Below are 16136 nucleotides of genomic sequence, written 5' to 3' on the forward strand. Positions count from 1 at the left end.
CCGCTGAGCCTCAGCTGCCGAGACTTTTGAGAAACCCCAGCATCTCCTGCCGGTAGCGTTCGGGATCTTCCTTGAACGACAGCAAGTGGTTGGCTTCCGTGCGCAGATAGGTAGTCGGCGCCTGGCGCGCGACCACGAGCCGGTCGCTGATGCTGACCGGCACCAGCCCGTCGGCGCTGCCGTGGGCCAGGAACAGCGGACCCGGGAAGTTTGCTACCGCGTCGAAGCTGACGGCGTCGCTCAGGTGCGACCTGCGATAGATGTCGAACATCAGCAGCCCGGTCCGGGCCAGCGTGCGCGCGAAGGGGATCATCCGGGCGCCGATCTTGTCCGCTGCCACTTCGACGATATCGAGGGCCGGCGCATCGAGCGCCAACGCCACGACTTTGTCCGCCTGCTCGGAGTGCATCAGGAACTGCCCCGCAATGCCGCCGCCCATCGATTCCGCGACGAGGATGACGCCCGGTGCGCCGCGCCTCAGCATCCAGCTCACCGCCGCATCCAGATCGCGCCACTCGTTGACCCCGAAGCTGTAGATCGCGTTCTGCTCGGCCGGCGCATTGTTGTCGTTGCGGTAGGTGATCAGCAGCGTCGGGATGCCCGCCTCGTGCAGGATCGATAGCTGGCGATAGCCATTCTCGCGAATGCCGCCGATGCCATGGACGTACACCGCCCATGGCCCATCCATGTTCGCCGCGGGCACGAGCCAGGCCTCGGCCTCGCCCAGCTCGGTGGTGTAGTGCACCGTCTCGAACGGCAGGCCGAGCGCCACCAGCGGGTCGCCACGAAAGCCGAGCTCGAACGGATCGGTCGGCGGATTGGGGTTGTTCGCACCGCTCCAGTCGATGCCGCCCGGCGTCAGCAAGTGGTTCATCAGCACGGATGTGCCAACCCCGCCGATGACGAGAAACAGCGCAACCGCAATGACAATCCCAACGATGATCCGCCGCACCCACTTATTCATCGAACGCCCCCAAACGGCTTGGACAATTGCGTCCCGCGGCCGACGGCGCAAGCCGCTTTGGCGTTGTTTCGTTACCCGGCACGGCCCATATTCGGCATATGACGAAGAAGACCGATCCGTTCGCCATCGACCTCACGCCCGAACTGATCGTGCGGGCCTATCAGGCCGGCATTTTCCCGATGGCGGAGGATGCGGATTCGCCCGACCTGTTCTGGGTAAGCCCGCAGAAGCGTGGCATCATTCCACTCGACGACTTCCATATCTCGAAGACCCTGAGGAAGACGCTCCGCACGCATCCTTATGACGTCAAGGTCGATACCGACTTCGCCGGCGTCATCGAGGGCTGTGCCACGGCGGGCGTCGATCGCGAGTCGACCTGGATCAACCCCGAGATCCGCCGGCTCTACGGAGCGCTGTTCGATCGCGGTGTCGTCCATACGGTGGAGGTGTGGGAGGGGCCGGCGCTCGTCGGAGGACTCTACGGTGTGTCGCTAGGGGCGGCGTTCTTCGGCGAATCGATGTTCCACCGCAAGACCGATTGCTCGAAGATCGCGATGGCGCATCTGCTGCACCGCCTCGTGGCCGGCGGTTACCATCTGCTCGACACGCAATTCGTCACCGATCACCTCCGCACCTTCGGCGGCATCGAAATCCCGCGCGAGGACTACGAGGCCCGTCTCGCCGAAGCGCTGAAGCACAGGGGCGACTATTTCGCATGCGACCACTAGAGCTGCCGCCCGGCTGGGCGACGGGACTCGAACTCACGCCGCAGACCATCGGCGAGTCCGGGGCATTGGTGTACCGGGCCGGCGACAAACACTTCATCAAGTCCGAGCCGATCTCGCCGCTCGCCGAACTTCCCGGTGAGATCGAGCGCCTGCGCTGGCTGCATGCCACCGGGCTGCCCTGCCCCGCAGTCATCGATGTGACCAAACACGCCGACCGGCATTGGCTGCTGATGACCGCAGTCCCGGGGCAAGACCTCTCCTCGACGTCAGAGATTCCGGCGGATATCGCCGTGCCGCTGGTCGCCGGCGCGCTGCGCCAGTTGCACGCGCTCGATCCCGCCACTTGCCCGTTCGACCATCGGTCCAGCATCCGGGTCGCCGAGGCCTCGGCGCGCTACGAGGCGGGCCTCTACGACGGCGACGATCCCGACAATGGCCCCGCCGATCATGCGCGGCTGCTGGCCGATGTGCCCTCGAGCGAAGACCTTGTCGTCACCCACGGCGACGCCTGCTTTCCCAACTTCATGGCCGACGATGGCCGCTTCACGGGCTTCATCGATTGCGGCCGGCTCGGTGTCGCCGATCGCTACCAAGACCTGGCGCTGGCCTGCCGCAGTCTCTCATGGAATTACGGCGCGGCCTCGATCCCGGCGTTCCTCGAGGCCTACGGCATCACAGAACCCGACGAGGCGAAGGTCGCCTGGTACACGCTGCTCGACGAGTTCTTCTAGCCGGCGAGTTCTTCTAGTCGACTTGTGCGCCGCCGGTGGCGTTGGCCACCGTTGCCGTCATGCCGGCTGCAAGATCGGAGGCCATGAGCACGGCTGCGTCGGCCACCTGCGCCAATGCCGTGACCTTGCGCAGTGGTGTGTCCTTGCCGAACTCGCGGGCGACCTCCTCGAAGGTGACGCCGCGCTCGTTGGCCCGCAACTGCCAGGCTTCGCGCACGCCAGGTGCATCGGGCGATCCGGGCGAGCGTACCCAGCATACCCGCACGCCGGCTGGCCCGTTCTCCACTGCCAGCTGCCGCAGATAATGCTCGACCGCAGCGCAGGCGATGCCGAACCCGCCGACATGGCTATAGGCCTCACGTGCTGCGTTGGCGGTGATCCCGACAATTGCGCCGCCACCATTCTCGGCCATATGCCGCGCCACGGCGGTACCGGTGTAGAACCAGTTCCGCAATGCCACCTCGACGATGCCGAAGAACCGATCGAACTCCATCTCGGTCAGCAGCTGGCCCTGCGTGTCGACCCAGCCGCTGCCGTTGAACATCACCTTCACCGGGCCGGCCTTGGCGGCGATATCAGCCAGATGCGCCTCAACCGCCTCCCGATCGGTTGCGTCGACGGGTGCAACCTCCGCCTTGCCGCCCCCGGCCCTGATTTCTGCGGCCACCGCTTCCAGCGTGTCGGCATTGCGCGCCGCAAGGAACACCCGCGCTCCCTCACGGGCGAAGGCCTTGGCGACCGCCCCACCCACGGCGCCGGAACCGCCATAGACGATCGCCGTCCTGTCCTTCAGCAACATGATCAGTCCTTGACCTTGAACAGGAGGGTCGTCTCCCACTTCGCGGGGTCGGGCTCCTCCTCGGGGCTGTTGTGGTAGATCTCGAGCCGGGCCGCGAAATGCTCGCCATCCGGCCGCTCGACCATGTCCCACTGGATGCCCTTGTGCTTGGCCCAGCCGATCAGCAGGGCGGTGACCTCCATCAGGTCGTCGTAGTGCCCGAAATAGGTCATTTCGACATAGCGGCCAGCCGGCAGCACGCCGGTGACGAAGCGGCCGCCCGGCGTTGCCGATCCCTTGATCGGCGCGCCGAACTCGATCTCGAGTTCGGGCATCTTGACGATGTTGAACTTGAAGAAAGCTGGGCCAACCTGCTGGAGTTTCTGGGTTTCGATCGTATCGAACAGCTCGCCCATGGCGGGACCGATGGCTTGGTCGAACGGAATCAACACCTGCTGGCGGACCGCCACATAGGGTTGCGCCGGGCGATCAACCAGCTTGGGCAGTGTCAGCATTCTTCTTCTCCTCATTGCTCCTGCGGCGCGCTGCGACGATGTCCTCGGCCACGCCATCGCTGCGCGGCCGGCCCTTGGGGCTCCAGTCTTCGTCGATGAACTGCGCGACGTAGCGGTCGAACACGTCGAAGCCGCTCTTCCAGCCCCAGCCATGTCCATCGCGCTCCTCCACGCTGATGAACGGCGTCTGCCGGAAGTACATGCGGGTCTTGCCGGCCTCGTCGACGAAATCCATCGTCACGACGGTCTCGAACCCGTCGTACTCGTTGATGTAAGTGAAGCTCAGCCTGCCCGGCTCGTCGATCTCGAGGTACTCGCCGCGGATCCAGTGGGCGTGGCCGGGGCCGTTGCTCATGCAGCGGCGCCACTTGCCGCCGACGCGGAAGTCGATCTCGCAGCTCAGCAGCGCATAGCCCTCGGGCCCGTGCCAGCGGACCATGTGCTCGGGCTCCCTGAACATCAGCCAGACCAGGGCCTGCGGCGCGTCGAACAGCCGGTCGAACTCCAGCACCAGCGCAGCCTGCTCGGCGGTGACGCTATTGCTTTGGGCCATTCGGGTTCCCCTTCTGCAGTTCGGCGAGATACGCATCCATGCGCGCGAAATTGGCGTCCCAGTGCCGTCGGTAACGTTCGACCCAGTTGGCCAGTTCGGCGAGCGGCGCGGCGTTGAGCTGCACTGGCCGCCACTGGGCATGCCTGGTCCGTGCGACGAGGCCGGCCTGCTCCAGCACCTTGAGGTGCCGGGAGATGGCCGGCATCGAAATGTCGAAGGGTGCGGTGAGTTCGCTCACCGACGCCTCACCTTCACTCAGGCGCTGCAGGATCGCCCGCCGCGTTGGGTCGGCGAGTGCAGACAGGGTGAGGCTGAGTGGGTCGGTGGTCATATTTCGTACATGTGTTAAATAACACACTTGTTAAATATGAGCCGGAGTTCGGAGTCAATATCCTCGCTCTACCCACCACCGGCGCCGCCATGGCATCGCGGATTCGGAAGCATCAGCGCCCCAACCGAAATGCCACTTCCGTCTCCCACTTCTGCGGATCGGGCTCCGTCGCCGGGTCGGTGCCGTAAATCTCGAGCAGCGCCGCGTCGTATTCGCCAGCGGCCTGCTCCGGCATCGCGTGCGAGATGCCCTGCTTGCCCAGCCACTCACCGAGCGCGACGTTGGCTTCGTAGAGGCCGTCATAGGGGCCGGTATGAACAAGCGTGGCAAAGCGGCCGGCCGGGATGGTGCCAGTCCTGACCCGGCCGTCGCCGGTGAGCAACGATCCGGTCGGAAAGCCAACCTCCATCACCATCGGCCCATCCTCGGGCATGGCGATATAGCTGAAGAACGGTGCCCCTGTCGGCGCAGCGCCTTTCGAGCCGAGCCAGCCGGCCACCTCGCCGATCAACGGCGGTGCCTTGGAAGGGATTTCGTTGCGATCGAGGCTGATGCGGATGGCCGCGAACGGCTGGTCCGGACGGGTAACGATCTGGGGTTCGCTGAGCATGGTCTGGTCTCCTCTCGTCGTGACGGGAAGAGCTAAACCACAAAAACAGCGCCGGATTTGATCGTGGTTGCGGTGCGTCAGCCGCCGGAGCCAGCATCCGCCGACGGGGGCGGCACGTCCGAGCTCTGCTTACAGTCGAGCAGCCAGATGTCGTACACGGCGTGGTCGATGGCGTTGAGCGCCGGGCTGTCGGCGAACATCCACCCTGTGAAGATGCGCTCGATGGAGCCCTTGAGGCTCACCTGGTCCACTTCGACGAACACCGAGGTGCGCTGCGTCTCGGTCGGCGGGCGGGTGTAGCAGGCACGCGGGGTGATCTGCAGCGCCCCGAACTGCACCGTCTCGTCGATATAGACGTCGAAGGTGGTGATGCGGCCGGTGATCTTGTCGAGCCCGGAGAACTGCGCCACCGGGTTGGCGATGGTATCGGCCAGCGCTGGCGTCACCAGCATGGCGCAGGCAAATGCCGTGGCCAGTCCCTTGAGGACCCGATGTATGGGCGCGCCGATGGTGGTCAGCTCAGGCGTCGGGCGACCAGGCGTCATAGTCGCCCGTGACGCGCGGACGCTCGCCCTTGCTGAGGAGGCTGCCATCCGGGCGGTAAGCCAGTGCCGTTCCGGTGAGGTTTGGCTGGTGCGGCTGCTGCCAGGTGCGCGGGGCATATTCCTGCTCGGTGGGCGGAGTGTTGGTGCGATAGTGCATCCAGCCATACCAGCCGGGCGGAATGGTGGTCGGTTCGGCATAGCCGCCGGCATAGACCACCATGCGGCGCTCATAGCCGTTCGGGCCGGGCTTGGCGCCCTTCTTCGAGCGGTAGTAGCGGTTGCCCGCTTCGTCGGCGCCGACATACTCGCCGTGCAAGGCCGTCCAGAGGCGCGTGCCCCAGGTGTTGCCCCGCCACCAGGCGAAGATCTCGATCAGGAAGTCCTTCCAGCCGCCGCGTTCCATACCGTCTAACCCGTTGTGGGCGGACCAAATCGTCCGCCGTTTCCGCCGATGGCTCTAACATGCCGGGGGGCACACGCCTAGGGGTAAGGCGAGGCCGGCGTGCCCTCTACCTATGGTGTGCCGACCGACCAGGAGGCGCTGTGTATGGTCGGGCATTTGTGAAGGAAATAATGCACTTGACAGGTTTCGCATCAAAAACCGCCCCTCGCTTAGCGCCACCTCCTCACCTTCGCGCGATGCTCAAAGATGGCCAAAGAGTGGCGGGTTTGCCGTGGTTTAGGGCCGGTTTCGTCAGCGATCCGGGAGGTCGCGGTACGGAAAATTGACCATCGATTCCGTCGAATCGAGCTTGGAACTTTTCCCCGCAATCCACATATGAGATACTGGATTTAGCCGTCGGATACGGGCAATGCCACTACCAGTTGTATGTTGTGATCATGCCTCGGCATTGACCGACTCGAACAGAAAGGCCCATCCTTTTGAGGTTGCGTCGGGCTTGTTCAGACGGCACGACGGACGACCGGGACCACGCGGCGACAGCAGTTCGCTGAAGGTCCCAAACGGGGCTCCTAGGCCGCTTTTGGCGGCCAGTTAGACAGCGTCATACAAAGAGGCAGAGACCGTCAGTGGCGGCTCGCGGGCTTTCCTGTCCGCAATATTGGGGAATATATAGAGATGCGCATCGAACGCCGGTACACGAAAGCCAACGAAAGCGCCTATGCGGGGATCCAGTTCCGCTCGACCACGAGCGAGATCAAGAACCCCGACGGCTCGGTCGTGTTCAGGCTCGAGGACATGCAGGTCCCCGGTACCTGGTCGCAGGTCGCGGCGGACATCATCGCGCAGAAGTATTTCCGCAAGGCCGGTGTCGCCAAGATCCTGAAGAAGGTCGAGGAGAACGACGTTCCCTCATGGCTGTGGCGTTCGGTCCCCGACGAGAAAGCGCTCGCCAAGCTCCCCGAGGCTGAGCGCTACGGTTCGGAAATCGACAGCCGCCAGGTCTTCGATCGTCTCGCCGGCACGTGGACCTACTGGGGCTGGAAGGGCAAGTATTTTGCCACCGAGGAAGATGCGCGCGCCTTCTTCGACGAGCTCTGCTTCATGCTGGCCACGCAGCGGGTTGCCCCCAATTCCCCGCAGTGGTTCAACACGGGCCTGCACTGGGCCTATGGCATCGACGGCCCCGGCCAGGGCCACTTCTATGTCGACCCCTTCACCGGCAAGCTGACCTCGTCCAAGTCCGCCTACGAGCATCCGCAGCCGCATGCCTGCTTCATCCAGTCCGTCAGCGACGACCTCGTCAACGAGGGCGGCATCATGGACCTGTGGGTGCGCGAGGCGCGGCTGTTCAAGTATGGCTCGGGCACCGGCTCGAATTTCTCCAAGCTCCGGGGCGAAGGCGAGAAGCTGTCGGGCGGCGGCAAGTCGTCGGGCCTGATGAGCTTCCTCAAGATCGGCGACCGCGCGGCGGGCGCCATCAAGTCGGGCGGCACCACCCGCCGCGCCGCCAAGATGGTGGTGATCGACATCGACCACCCCGATATCGAGGACTACATCAACTGGAAGGTGAAGGAGGAGCAGAAGGTTGCCGCTCTCGTCACCGGCTCCAAGGTTGTCTCGAAGTCGCTCAAGGCCATCATGAAGGCCGCCGTGAACTGCGAAGGTTCCGGCGACGACTGCTTCGACGTGAACAAGAATCCGGCGCTCAAGCGCGAGGTTCGCGCCGCGAAAAAGGCGCTGGTGCCCGAGAACTACATCCAGCGCGTCATCCAGTTCGCGCGGCAGGGCTACACCGACATCGATTTCCCGGTCTACGACACCGACTGGGACTCCGAAGCCTACCTCACCGTCTCGGGCCAGAACTCGAACAATTCCGTCCGCGTCACCGACGATTTCCTCAAGGCCGTGGAAACCGACGGCGACTGGAACCTCCTGAGCCGCACCAAGGCCGGCAAGGTCACCAAGACCGTCAAGGCGCGCGACCTGTGGGAGCAGATCGGTTATGCCGCCTGGGCCTCGGCCGATCCGGGCATCCATTTCCACACCACCATCAACGAGTGGCACACGAGCCCGGCAGCCGGCGAGATCGTCGCGTCGAACCCCTGCTCGGAGTACATGTTCCTCGACGACACCGCCTGTAACCTCGCCTCGATCAACCTCCTGCCCTACCGCAACGCCGATAGCAGCTTCGACGTCGCGGCCTTCGAGCACACCACCCGCCTCTGGACCATCGTCCTCGAAGTCTCGGTGATGATGGCGCAGTTCCCGTCCAAGGCCATCGCCGAGCGCTCGTACATCTACCGCACGCTGGGCATCGGCTACGCCAATATCGGCGGCCTGCTGATGACCTCGGGCATCCCCTATGACTCGGCGCAGGGCCGCGCCATTGCCGGCGCCATCACCGCTGTCATGACCGGCGTCTCCTATGCCACGTCGGCCGAAATGGCCGGCGAGCTCGGCGCCTTCCAGGATTATCCGCGCAACGCCCCGCATATGCTGCGCGTCATCCGCAACCACCGGACCGCCGCCTACGGCAAGACCGACGGCTATGAGGGCCTCAGCATCAACCCGGTGGCGCTCGACCACGCCTCGATCGGCGACGCGACGCTCTCGACCCGCGCCAAGGCGGTGTGGGACGATGCCCTCGCGCTGGGCGAGAAGCACGGCTACCGCAACGCGCAGGTCTCGGTGATCGCCCCGACCGGCACCATCGGCCTCGTGATGGACTGCGACACCACCGGCATCGAGCCCGACTTCGCGCTGGTGAAGTTCAAGAAGCTCGCCGGCGGCGGCTACTTCAAGATCATCAACAACGCGGTGCCCCCGGCGCTGCGCACCCTCGGTTATTCCGAGAGCCAGATCGCCGAGATCGAGGCTTATGCGGTCGGCCATGGCAACCTGAACCAGGCGCCGGGCATCAACCCCTCGACGCTGCGCGCCAAGGGCTTCACCGACGAGAAGATCGCCGCGCTCAACGCCGCCACCAAGTCGGCCTTCGACATCAAGTTCATCTTCAACCAGTGGACGCTGGGCGCCGACTTCCTGAGGAGTCTCGGCGTCACCGACGCGCAGCTCTCGGACATGAGCTTCGATCTCCTCGCCTTCCTCGGCTTTTCGAAGAAGGACATCGAGGCCGCCAACATCCATGTCTGCGGGTCGATGACGCTCGAAGGCGCGCCGTTCCTCAAGGACGAGCACCTGCCGGTGTTCGATTGCGCCAACCCCTGCGGCAAGACCGGCAAGCGCTTCCTTTCGGTCGAGAGCCACATCCTGATGATGGCCGCGGCGCAGCCGTTCATCTCGGGCGCGATCTCGAAGACCATCAACATGCCGAACGACGCCACGGTCGCCGACGCCAAGGAAGCCTATACGCTCAGCTGGCGCCTGGCGCTGAAGGCCAACGCGCTCTATCGCGATGGTTCGAAGCTCAGCCAGCCCCTCAATTCCTCCCTCCTCGCCGATGAGGAAGAGGACGAGGATGACGCTGCCGAGACCTTGCTCGCCGCCAACCAGATGGCGCGCGTGCCGCAGATCTCCGAAAAGATCGTCGAGCGGATCGTCGAGCGCATCTCGCGCGAACGCGAAAAGCTGCCGAACCGTCGCAAGGGCTATACCCAGAAGGCCAATGTCGGCGGCCACAAGGTGTACCTGCGCACCGGCGAGTTCGACGACGGGCGCCTCGGCGAAATCTTCATCGACATGCACAAGGAAGGCGCCGCCTTCCGCGCCATGATGAACAACTTCGCCATCTCGATCTCGCTGGGCCTCCAGTATGGCGTGCCGCTCGATGAGTATGTCGAGGCCTTCACCTTCACCCGGTTCGAGCCGGCGGGCATGGTCATGGGCAACGACAAGATCAAGAACGCGACCTCGATCCTCGACTACATCTTCCGCGAGCTCGCCGTCAGCTATCTCGATCGCGACGATCTGGCCCATGTCCACGCCGACAGCCCGACCGCGCTGTCCAAGACCGACGAAGGCGTCCGCCAGGCCCCTGCCCCGGTTCCGGCGCAGAACCTCGTCTCCCGCGGCATGACCCGCGGCAAGGTCAAGGACCAGAACCTGATGCTGGTGCCGGGCGGCCTCACCGCCGCCAGCTTCAACCCGGTGCAGTCGATGCAGACGAGCACGGTCACCGCCCTCAAAGCCGCCACGGCCCTCAAGATCGAAACCAGCCCGACGGTGCTCAACGAAGCCGAACTCAACCCCATCCCGTCACCCCCGGCGCACCAGGACGCCGGCCAACTCCGCGCCCAGGCGCTCATGCAGGGCTACACGGGCGACCAGTGCAGCAACTGCAACTCGATGCGGATGAAGGTGTCGGGGCATTGCATGGTTTGCGAGGACTGCGGGACGACGACTGGGTGTAGCTGAGTTGACCGCAAGCCTGGAGCACCAGCAGACAACCTGACGACGGGAGAACAAGATGGCTCTTGATAAGTATACCCTTCACAAGGATCACGACTCTGAGAAGTGGCGACTTGAGAAAGAGGGTTCCGACCGCGCCAAACGTGTTTTCGACACAAAGTCGGATGCGCTCGATAACCTTCGCAGTGCGGTGGGACCGGACGGAGGATCTGTTCGGATCAGGAAGGTCGATAATACCATTCAGGAGGAGCGCACTTATCCGCGCTCGAAGGATCCCAAAGCCAGCAAAGGCTGACCGCTGTGTGATGAGATGTGCAAAGGAGTGGCTCCCAGTGGGAGCCATTCTTGTATTCGCTCCGAGGACGATGTGGTCCGTGCGTCAGTCATGTCGTTCCTACTGGACCTGCGAATGACCTTCTTTCGTCCCGGCGGCCCGACAACCTACTTATCAACGCTTTTTGGGAAACGGCAGTACGAGGTCATCCCCCCGGTCGATTGGCCTTCGCATGTCCGACAACGCTCGTGGTTTCAGTTGGATCACCCGGCCCTCGCCCGTGCTGGTGAACCATCCCCCTGGAAGGCCGGCCAAGTTCTCAACGTCATGCGCACTGATTGAAAACTCGAGCAGCAATTCGCCTTTGCTAAGCCCTCCCTCGCTAACAACGGCTCGAAATACGTCCGCCAGCAGGCTCGGGGCCTGCAATGGCCATGCTCCATCGTCGTATGGCTCGCCCTTGGAGTAACCCTTTGCGCTGTATCGTTTGAACAGCGACGTGGCCATGGTGTCCGACAGTACACTTAGAGTCCGAAGCCGATATATCTGGGCCTTGATAGAGGACTTCCAGCGAACCTTCAGCCTCTCGAACTCGTACAGGTCGAGCGCCTGCACTTCGACTGGATACTGATCCGAGGGCAACAAGAAGGCTGCCGCGAACTGGTCAGCCTGCTCCTCGATGCGCTTCAGGTTGGCCTCGACCTCTCCATTGCTCAAGCCACGATGAAGAAGCAGATGCGCCAGTTCATGTGCGGCGTCGTGCTGTCGGCGGGCATAGGATTGCTTGTCGTTGGCCAGAAGCACATAGGGCCTTCCGTCCGGGCCCCAGAAGCTCAGGGCGTCCAACCGATCAGTATCCATGTGCTCTGCGGCAACTATCACGCCGACGCGTTCGAGCAGGTTCACGATGTTGTCTATTGGCCGCCGGGCCAGCCCCCAGTGGGCACGCGTTGCCCCCGCCATCTGCTCTAGATCCTGCTGACGTAGATCGCGGTAGCTGCGCCCGCCGAGTAAGTCTGGCAGGTCGACGGCCGGGAGTGTGACATAGTGGTCCGCAACAGCAGTCACGTCGGTCAACCACAGCAGCCTGGCACGCTGCATGGCACGCGTGGCCTTCTCAGCAGACGCAAACGACCGAAAGAACATCGGGGCAATGCCGTTGCTTCGGCCTGGCTCCAAGAAATAGTGCTCCGGAAGAAGGAGCGTTCTGGCGAGTTGCCCAAGAGCGGCAGGTTCAGGTGCAACTTCACCGTCTTCCCACCGTGTTACGGTACTTGGAGCCTTCCCCAACAGGTCCGCTAGCCCACGGCTGGACGTGATGCCTCGCGCCAAGCGAGCCTCCGTCAACCTAGCTCCTACAAACCTGCTCACACCTTGCGGCATTACTATCCTGCTTGTTTGTCAGCCGACTCATCGTCCCCACGGAACTTACGGGTCGTCCCCTTCATACGGAACCGGGCCCTCTTCTCCGGCTCGCTGCCGTACGATGCAAGGAACTCGTTGATATCACGTTGCATAATCAGTTGGGTCATCTGGGGGTCGGTCATTGCGACCGTGATGCCGGCAATTTTTCCAACATCGAATGGGTCCCGTCGGACGAGAACGACGACGAAACGCATACGATCGACATAGAGCTCCTTAGGACGGAAAATGTCCGCCCCGAGTCCTATGTTTTGGGCGCTAAGCGCTAGTCTAGACGCGTTCTTCGTGGGTACGTCGCCCTTTTCCCAATGCGAGGCAAAGCCCACCAGCGTTTGACCAAACCGAGCAGTTGTCAGGAAGACAGGCAGGTTCTTAGGTCCATCCGGATAGGAGACCTGTACCTGGTTTACCGGGTCGCCACCGTGCTTCGCCACCAACAGTTCGAAGGCCTCGTCAGTAACTCCGAATCGAATAAGCCCACTCAGCCGATTTCCCCGGCGGACACCCAAGGGAATACCACCTTCCAAGAGGGTATGAGAGGTGGTGGTCGCGAGCTTTGCCTGCGCTGCAGCAAGCGGAAAGAGAGCCTGCACGTCCACAAAAAGCGCACGTGGCACGTCCCGCTGTACCGCTGCCATATAGTCCGGGAGTTCAGTTTCGTCCATGTACATCGCTTCCAAGATGTTGCGAACGTCGGGAATATGACCTCAAAACGTTGCATACGCAAGTCTGTCCACTTTCCACGGATTTGGAGGTCACTGCATCAGAAACGCCGTCGCGACCTCCGTGAACATCGGCGACTGGATCAGGTTGTAGTGCGTAGTGTTGGGGACAATGGCGAGGTGGCTGGCTGGGCGCTGCAAGCCGTCGAAGCCGGCTTCGCCCTGCCCGTCGCCGAGCAGCTTCCAGAACTCGACCATGTGTTCGGGGCGGATCGAGTCTGCGTCGGCTACTGAAAACTTATCCCCCCACCCCAACCTCATGCGATTCTCCCCTCGTCCGCTGCACCGAAGCGAGATCATGACGAGTGGTTGGTGCAGTGGAGGTTGGGTGGTGGTGGAGTCGTTCGCCATCAGGCCGAAAGCACGACGGCAGGATCCGGTTCGCCGGGGACGCCGCTAGCACGCGGGAGCCGTCCGAATGCTGGATGGTTCAAGGAGCAGGGCTGCCAAGCATGAGGCAGCTGCAGAGGCGGGACGGTTCGGTGGATTCCGGCCCGTCCGTCAGCCGGCACGTTCCTCGCGATGCGGCACGGGATGCGCCCGAGCCCTCGTGCCATACGCCCAAAACCCCGATCGGCCGGCGAGGCGTGAGCCTCATTCATTTGCGGACTACCCGCGTCGGGGCAAACGCCTCGCCGGCCCCGCTTCATCTTCCCCCACCAGGGGGAAGGCTCTTTGACAAACTCCGGGGCCGGATGGCCGCCGGACGCCTTGGCACGGCTTGCCCCCGCCGTGACGCTACAAGTCGACGCGCACGGGCGGCCTTCACTGCGTGAGAAACGCCGTCGCCACCTCCGTGAGCATCGGCGACGCGATCAGGTCGTAGTGCGTCGTGCCCGGAATGATCGCGAGCTGCCCCTTGGGTCGCTGCGAGCCGTCGAAGCCGGCGTCGCGCTGGCCGCCACCGAGCAGCTTCCAGAACGCGACCATGTGCTCGGGCCGGATCGAATCCGCGTCGGCAAACACCAGCAGCGTCGGGGCGGTGATCGCCTTGACCCCCTCGGTCCAGTCGTACTCGGGCTCGTTCATTTCACCGGACTTGCGAAACACCCGCTCCCAGTCGACGTCGGGATAGAGCTCTCCGAGGGGGGAACTCGCGAGCTGCTTCCCGTACTCCGCCGCATGAACAGGCAATTGCCGGAAGGCCTCGCGGACTTCGGGATAGTCGTCGTCGGTGCGGTAATCCACGCCGACCGACACCAGCTTCTCGACCAGCTCCGGGTGCCGGAACGCCACCTGCAGCGCCACGCCGGCGCCGAGCGAATAGCCCATGAAGCGCGCCTTGCCGATGCCGAGCTGCCCGAGCACTGCAGCGACGTCATCCGCCATCAGCTCGGCCGACCAGGGGGCATCGGTGTCGGTGCTGAAACCGTGGCCGCGCATGTGGATGGCGATCACCTTGTGCGTCTTCGCCATGGCGTCGAGCGGCGCGCCAAACGTCTGGGACGGGTCGACGCCGCCATGCAGCAGCACCAGCGGCGGGCCGTCGCCGTGGATCTCGTAATAGATCTCGGCGCCGCCGACCGGGACTTTTCCGCTGCTCGAGGGTGTGCTCATCGGGTCGTCTCCTGCGGTTTGGGCAATGGCGGGGCCGCGACAAGGGCCGCAGCGGCAAAGGCGAGGGTCACGAAGCTTCGTCTCAGCATGATCGTCCCCCGAAATCAGCGTGACGCGAGCAGCCGCTCGAGCTTGTCGTAGGCCTGCCTCGTCCCCTCGGCAAAACCGCCCGTGCTCGCCACCGCAAGCTCCGCGGCGCTCTCGAACTCGGCCCGCATGGTGAAAACTGTCTCGTCGCCAAGCGCCTCGAATGTCAGCGTCGCGAGGTAGCCCGGCGGCCCGCCGACCACCCCGGGCGGGCGAAACGGCCGGTAGACGATCCGCTCCGGCGCAACGATCTCGACGAACTGGTAGCGCACCGGATGCTCCCCACCGTCGGGCCGGTGCATAATGACGTGCCACTCGCCCCCGGCGCGGAATTCGAGCTTGCTGATGGTGGAGGTAAAGTTCTCCGGCCCCCACCACTGCGCCAGCAGGTACGGGTCCTCGAACGTGCGCCACACAAGCGCACGAGGCGCCCTGAGGCGGCGGGTGATGACGAGCTCGCGCTTCTCCAGCGGGTCCATGGCTCAGTTCTTCCTGGCCGTCGGATCGGCCGATTGCAGCCGCTCGAGCAGCCCGTCGAGCCGGTTGAGGCTGGTATCCCAGTGCTTGGAAAACTCCTCGATCCAGCCGACCGCCTCACGCAACGGCTGCGCCTCGAGGCGGCAGGGCCGGAGCTGGGCGTTGCGCCCGCGGCTGATCAGCCCCGCTCCCTCGAGCACCTTCAGGTGCTTGCAGATCGCCGGGATGCTCATCTCGAACGGCGCCGCGAGCTCCTTGACCGATGCTTCCCCATCCATCAGCCGCATCAGGATGGCCCGGCGGGTGGGGTCGGCGATGGCCGAGAGGGTGAGGCTGAGCTGGTCGGGCGGCACATCCGTTCCTAACTGATCGGTTAGCTAACTGATTGGTTAGTTACAGCGGACGAGAATGGGTGTCAAGGAAGGGGCTGTCGCCATGCACACGGCTCAAGAGGTAGTCCCGGCCGTTCATCGGATGGGGTAAAAGCAGCGCTGCGACGTTGCGCTGCCCAACCGGCGTGACGGCCGCGCGACACCCACCGAGGGGATGAGCCGACCATGACTTCCACCGCCTCCTGCCTCTGCGGCGACATCCGCATCACCACCTCCGGCGACCCGTACCGCACCGGGATTTGCCACTGCCTCGATTGCCGCAAGCATTCCGGGTCGCTGTTCGGCGTGTTTGCGATCTTTCCAGCGGCGGCCGTGACCATCGAAGGCATCACGCACGAATATGCCGGGCGGCACTTCTGCCCCCGCTGCGGGTCGTCGGTGTTCTCGGTAAGCGATGACGAGATCGAGGTGCATGCGGGGGCGTTCGATGCGCCCGACCAGGTGCGGCCGAGCTACGAGCTCTGGACCATCCGCCGCGAAGCCTGGCTGCCACCCTTCCCGCTCAAGCACAGCTACGAGCGCAACCGCGAGGGCGGCGGGCGCAGCGAGGATTAGGCCGCCGCCGCTCCGGCCCATATTCCGCCGCCGGAATTTACCCTACCCGAAGGATGCACTGGCAAGGCCAAGTCTTACCCCCTAGCGATACTTCGCACTTAAGTCATTTCACGCCTTTGGGGGA

The 16136-nt window shown here is 64.0% G+C and carries 19 protein-coding genes and 1 pseudogene; 5 read left to right on the top strand and 15 right to left on the bottom strand.

Translation table 11 applies throughout. The annotated features are described in order from the left end of the window. Positions 1-10 precede the first annotated feature (10 nt). Positions 11-964 (bottom strand): alpha/beta hydrolase, encoded by a 954-nt coding sequence (locus tag AC1DYL_RS03965; RefSeq protein WP_477172131.1) that lies wholly within the window; start codon positions 962-964, stop codon positions 11-13. A 98-nt stretch (positions 965-1062) separates the two neighbouring features. On the opposite strand from AC1DYL_RS03965, the gene aat reads away from it, so the two are divergent. Further along, positions 1063-1692 (top strand): leucyl/phenylalanyl-tRNA--protein transferase, encoded by a 630-nt coding sequence (gene aat, locus AC1DYL_RS03970; protein WP_477172132.1) that lies wholly within the window; start codon positions 1063-1065, stop codon positions 1690-1692. Then, positions 1680-2423, top strand: coding sequence for an APH(3') family aminoglycoside O-phosphotransferase (locus AC1DYL_RS03975; RefSeq protein WP_477172133.1), 744 nt, complete (start codon positions 1680-1682; stop codon positions 2421-2423). The genes aat and AC1DYL_RS03975 overlap by 13 nt, the downstream gene beginning before the upstream one ends. Before the next feature lie 13 nt (positions 2424-2436). Here AC1DYL_RS03975 and AC1DYL_RS03980 read toward each other — a convergent pair whose 3' ends face one another. The 7 genes from AC1DYL_RS03980 to AC1DYL_RS04010 all read right to left on the bottom strand — a co-directional run bounded on the left by AC1DYL_RS03980 (position 2437) and on the right by AC1DYL_RS04010 (position 6158). Then, on the bottom strand, positions 2437-3222 hold the full coding sequence (locus tag AC1DYL_RS03980) for an SDR family NAD(P)-dependent oxidoreductase (protein ID WP_477172134.1): 786 nt from the start codon (positions 3220-3222) through the stop codon (positions 2437-2439). A 2-nt stretch (positions 3223-3224) separates the two neighbouring features. Then, entirely contained in the window at positions 3225-3716 is a 492-nt protein-coding gene (locus AC1DYL_RS03985) for a GyrI-like domain-containing protein (RefSeq protein ID WP_477158110.1), read from the bottom strand. Beyond that, a complete protein-coding gene (locus AC1DYL_RS03990; protein WP_477172135.1) occupies positions 3691-4269 on the bottom strand; it encodes an SRPBCC family protein in 579 nt (192 codons plus the stop codon). Before AC1DYL_RS03990 ends, AC1DYL_RS03985 begins: the two co-directional genes overlap by 26 nt. Continuing rightward, positions 4253-4600 (bottom strand): ArsR/SmtB family transcription factor, encoded by a 348-nt coding sequence (locus tag AC1DYL_RS03995; protein WP_477172136.1) that lies wholly within the window; start codon positions 4598-4600, stop codon positions 4253-4255. Before AC1DYL_RS03995 ends, AC1DYL_RS03990 begins: the two co-directional genes overlap by 17 nt. 112 nt (positions 4601-4712) lie before the next feature. Further along, a complete protein-coding gene (locus tag AC1DYL_RS04000) occupies positions 4713-5210 on the bottom strand; it encodes a GyrI-like domain-containing protein (RefSeq protein ID WP_477172137.1) in 498 nt (165 codons plus the stop codon). Positions 5211-5287: 77 nt separating this feature from the next. Beyond that, positions 5288-5662 carry a DUF2155 domain-containing protein gene (locus tag AC1DYL_RS04005; protein ID WP_477149411.1) on the bottom strand — a complete coding sequence of 125 codons (375 nt, stop codon included), beginning with the start codon at positions 5660-5662 and terminating at the stop codon, positions 5288-5290. A gap of 67 nt (positions 5663-5729) precedes the next feature. Continuing rightward, a complete protein-coding gene (locus tag AC1DYL_RS04010; RefSeq protein WP_477172138.1) occupies positions 5730-6158 on the bottom strand; it encodes an NADH:ubiquinone oxidoreductase subunit NDUFA12 in 429 nt (142 codons plus the stop codon). 675 nt (positions 6159-6833) lie between these two features. On the opposite strand from AC1DYL_RS04010, the gene AC1DYL_RS04015 reads away from it, so the two are divergent. Continuing rightward, the gene (locus AC1DYL_RS04015; RefSeq protein WP_477172139.1) at positions 6834-10532 is read left to right on the top strand and encodes a vitamin B12-dependent ribonucleotide reductase; all 3699 of its coding nucleotides are present in this window, start codon (positions 6834-6836) and stop codon (positions 10530-10532) included. Between the two features lie 52 nt (positions 10533-10584). Next, a complete protein-coding gene (locus AC1DYL_RS04020) occupies positions 10585-10821 on the top strand; it encodes a DUF2188 domain-containing protein (RefSeq protein WP_477172140.1) in 237 nt (78 codons plus the stop codon). Positions 10822-10974: 153 nt separating this feature from the next. Here AC1DYL_RS04020 and AC1DYL_RS04025 read toward each other — a convergent pair whose 3' ends face one another. The 7 genes and pseudogenes from AC1DYL_RS04025 to AC1DYL_RS04055 all read right to left on the bottom strand — a co-directional run bounded on the left by AC1DYL_RS04025 (position 10975) and on the right by AC1DYL_RS04055 (position 15418). Beyond that, positions 10975-11901, bottom strand: coding sequence for an ImmA/IrrE family metallo-endopeptidase (locus AC1DYL_RS04025; RefSeq protein WP_477172416.1), 927 nt, complete (start codon positions 11899-11901; stop codon positions 10975-10977). Between the two features lie 99 nt (positions 11902-12000). Then, positions 12001-12183: pseudogene (locus AC1DYL_RS04030) on the bottom strand (helix-turn-helix domain-containing protein); the annotation flags it as partial. 2 nt (positions 12184-12185) lie between these two features. Further along, positions 12186-12887, bottom strand: coding sequence for a hypothetical protein (locus AC1DYL_RS04035; RefSeq protein ID WP_477172141.1), 702 nt, complete (start codon positions 12885-12887; stop codon positions 12186-12188). A 90-nt stretch (positions 12888-12977) separates the two neighbouring features. Further along, a complete protein-coding gene (locus AC1DYL_RS04040; protein WP_477172142.1) occupies positions 12978-13205 on the bottom strand; it encodes a hypothetical protein in 228 nt (75 codons plus the stop codon). A 504-nt stretch (positions 13206-13709) separates the two neighbouring features. After that, positions 13710-14501, bottom strand: coding sequence for an alpha/beta fold hydrolase (locus tag AC1DYL_RS04045; RefSeq protein WP_477172143.1), 792 nt, complete (start codon positions 14499-14501; stop codon positions 13710-13712). A gap of 104 nt (positions 14502-14605) precedes the next feature. Beyond that, complete coding sequence (locus AC1DYL_RS04050) at positions 14606-15067, bottom strand: SRPBCC domain-containing protein (RefSeq protein ID WP_477172144.1); 462 nt, start codon at positions 15065-15067, stop codon at positions 14606-14608. Positions 15068-15070: 3 nt separating this feature from the next. Further along, positions 15071-15418, bottom strand: coding sequence for an ArsR/SmtB family transcription factor (locus AC1DYL_RS04055; protein ID WP_477172145.1), 348 nt, complete (start codon positions 15416-15418; stop codon positions 15071-15073). Between the two features lie 204 nt (positions 15419-15622). Here AC1DYL_RS04055 and AC1DYL_RS04060 point away from each other — a divergent pair, with 204 nt between their 5' ends. Continuing rightward, positions 15623-16012 carry a GFA family protein gene (locus tag AC1DYL_RS04060; RefSeq protein ID WP_477172146.1) on the top strand — a complete coding sequence of 130 codons (390 nt, stop codon included), beginning with the start codon at positions 15623-15625 and terminating at the stop codon, positions 16010-16012. The last annotated feature ends 124 nt before the right edge of the window (positions 16013-16136 follow it).

Source organism: Devosia sp. P1_H9 (assembly GCF_056405135.1).

Excerpts from the sequence above, each read along its gene's own strand:
- AC1DYL_RS04050 (WP_477172144.1), bottom strand. The coding sequence starts at position 15,067 with ATGGACCCGCTGGAGAAGCGCGAGCTCGTCATCACCCGCCGCCTCAGG.
- AC1DYL_RS04060 (WP_477172146.1), top strand. The coding sequence starts at position 15,623 with ATGACTTCCACCGCCTCCTGCCTCTGCGGCGACATCCGCATCACCACC.
- AC1DYL_RS04005 (WP_477149411.1), bottom strand. The coding sequence starts at position 5,662 with ATGCTGGTGACGCCAGCGCTGGCCGATACCATCGCCAACCCGGTGGCG.
- AC1DYL_RS03975 (WP_477172133.1), top strand. The coding sequence starts at position 1,680 with ATGCGACCACTAGAGCTGCCGCCCGGCTGGGCGACGGGACTCGAACTC.
- AC1DYL_RS04025 (WP_477172416.1), bottom strand. The coding sequence starts at position 11,901 with ATGCAGCGTGCCAGGCTGCTGTGGTTGACCGACGTGACTGCTGTTGCG.
- AC1DYL_RS03980 (WP_477172134.1), bottom strand. The coding sequence starts at position 3,222 with ATGTTGCTGAAGGACAGGACGGCGATCGTCTATGGCGGTTCCGGCGCC.
- AC1DYL_RS03985 (WP_477158110.1), bottom strand. The coding sequence starts at position 3,716 with ATGCTGACACTGCCCAAGCTGGTTGATCGCCCGGCGCAACCCTATGTG.
- AC1DYL_RS04020 (WP_477172140.1), top strand. The coding sequence starts at position 10,585 with ATGGCTCTTGATAAGTATACCCTTCACAAGGATCACGACTCTGAGAAG.
- AC1DYL_RS03990 (WP_477172135.1), bottom strand. The coding sequence starts at position 4,269 with ATGGCCCAAAGCAATAGCGTCACCGCCGAGCAGGCTGCGCTGGTGCTG.
- AC1DYL_RS04035 (WP_477172141.1), bottom strand. The coding sequence starts at position 12,887 with ATGGACGAAACTGAACTCCCGGACTATATGGCAGCGGTACAGCGGGAC.
- AC1DYL_RS04010 (WP_477172138.1), bottom strand. The coding sequence starts at position 6,158 with ATGGAACGCGGCGGCTGGAAGGACTTCCTGATCGAGATCTTCGCCTGG.
- AC1DYL_RS03965 (WP_477172131.1), bottom strand. The coding sequence starts at position 964 with ATGAATAAGTGGGTGCGGCGGATCATCGTTGGGATTGTCATTGCGGTT.
- AC1DYL_RS04015 (WP_477172139.1), top strand. The coding sequence starts at position 6,834 with ATGCGCATCGAACGCCGGTACACGAAAGCCAACGAAAGCGCCTATGCG.
- AC1DYL_RS03995 (WP_477172136.1), bottom strand. The coding sequence starts at position 4,600 with ATGACCACCGACCCACTCAGCCTCACCCTGTCTGCACTCGCCGACCCA.
- aat (WP_477172132.1), top strand. The coding sequence starts at position 1,063 with ATGACGAAGAAGACCGATCCGTTCGCCATCGACCTCACGCCCGAACTG.
- AC1DYL_RS04040 (WP_477172142.1), bottom strand. The coding sequence starts at position 13,205 with ATGAGGTTGGGGTGGGGGGATAAGTTTTCAGTAGCCGACGCAGACTCG.
- AC1DYL_RS04000 (WP_477172137.1), bottom strand. The coding sequence starts at position 5,210 with ATGCTCAGCGAACCCCAGATCGTTACCCGTCCGGACCAGCCGTTCGCG.
- AC1DYL_RS04045 (WP_477172143.1), bottom strand. The coding sequence starts at position 14,501 with ATGAGCACACCCTCGAGCAGCGGAAAAGTCCCGGTCGGCGGCGCCGAG.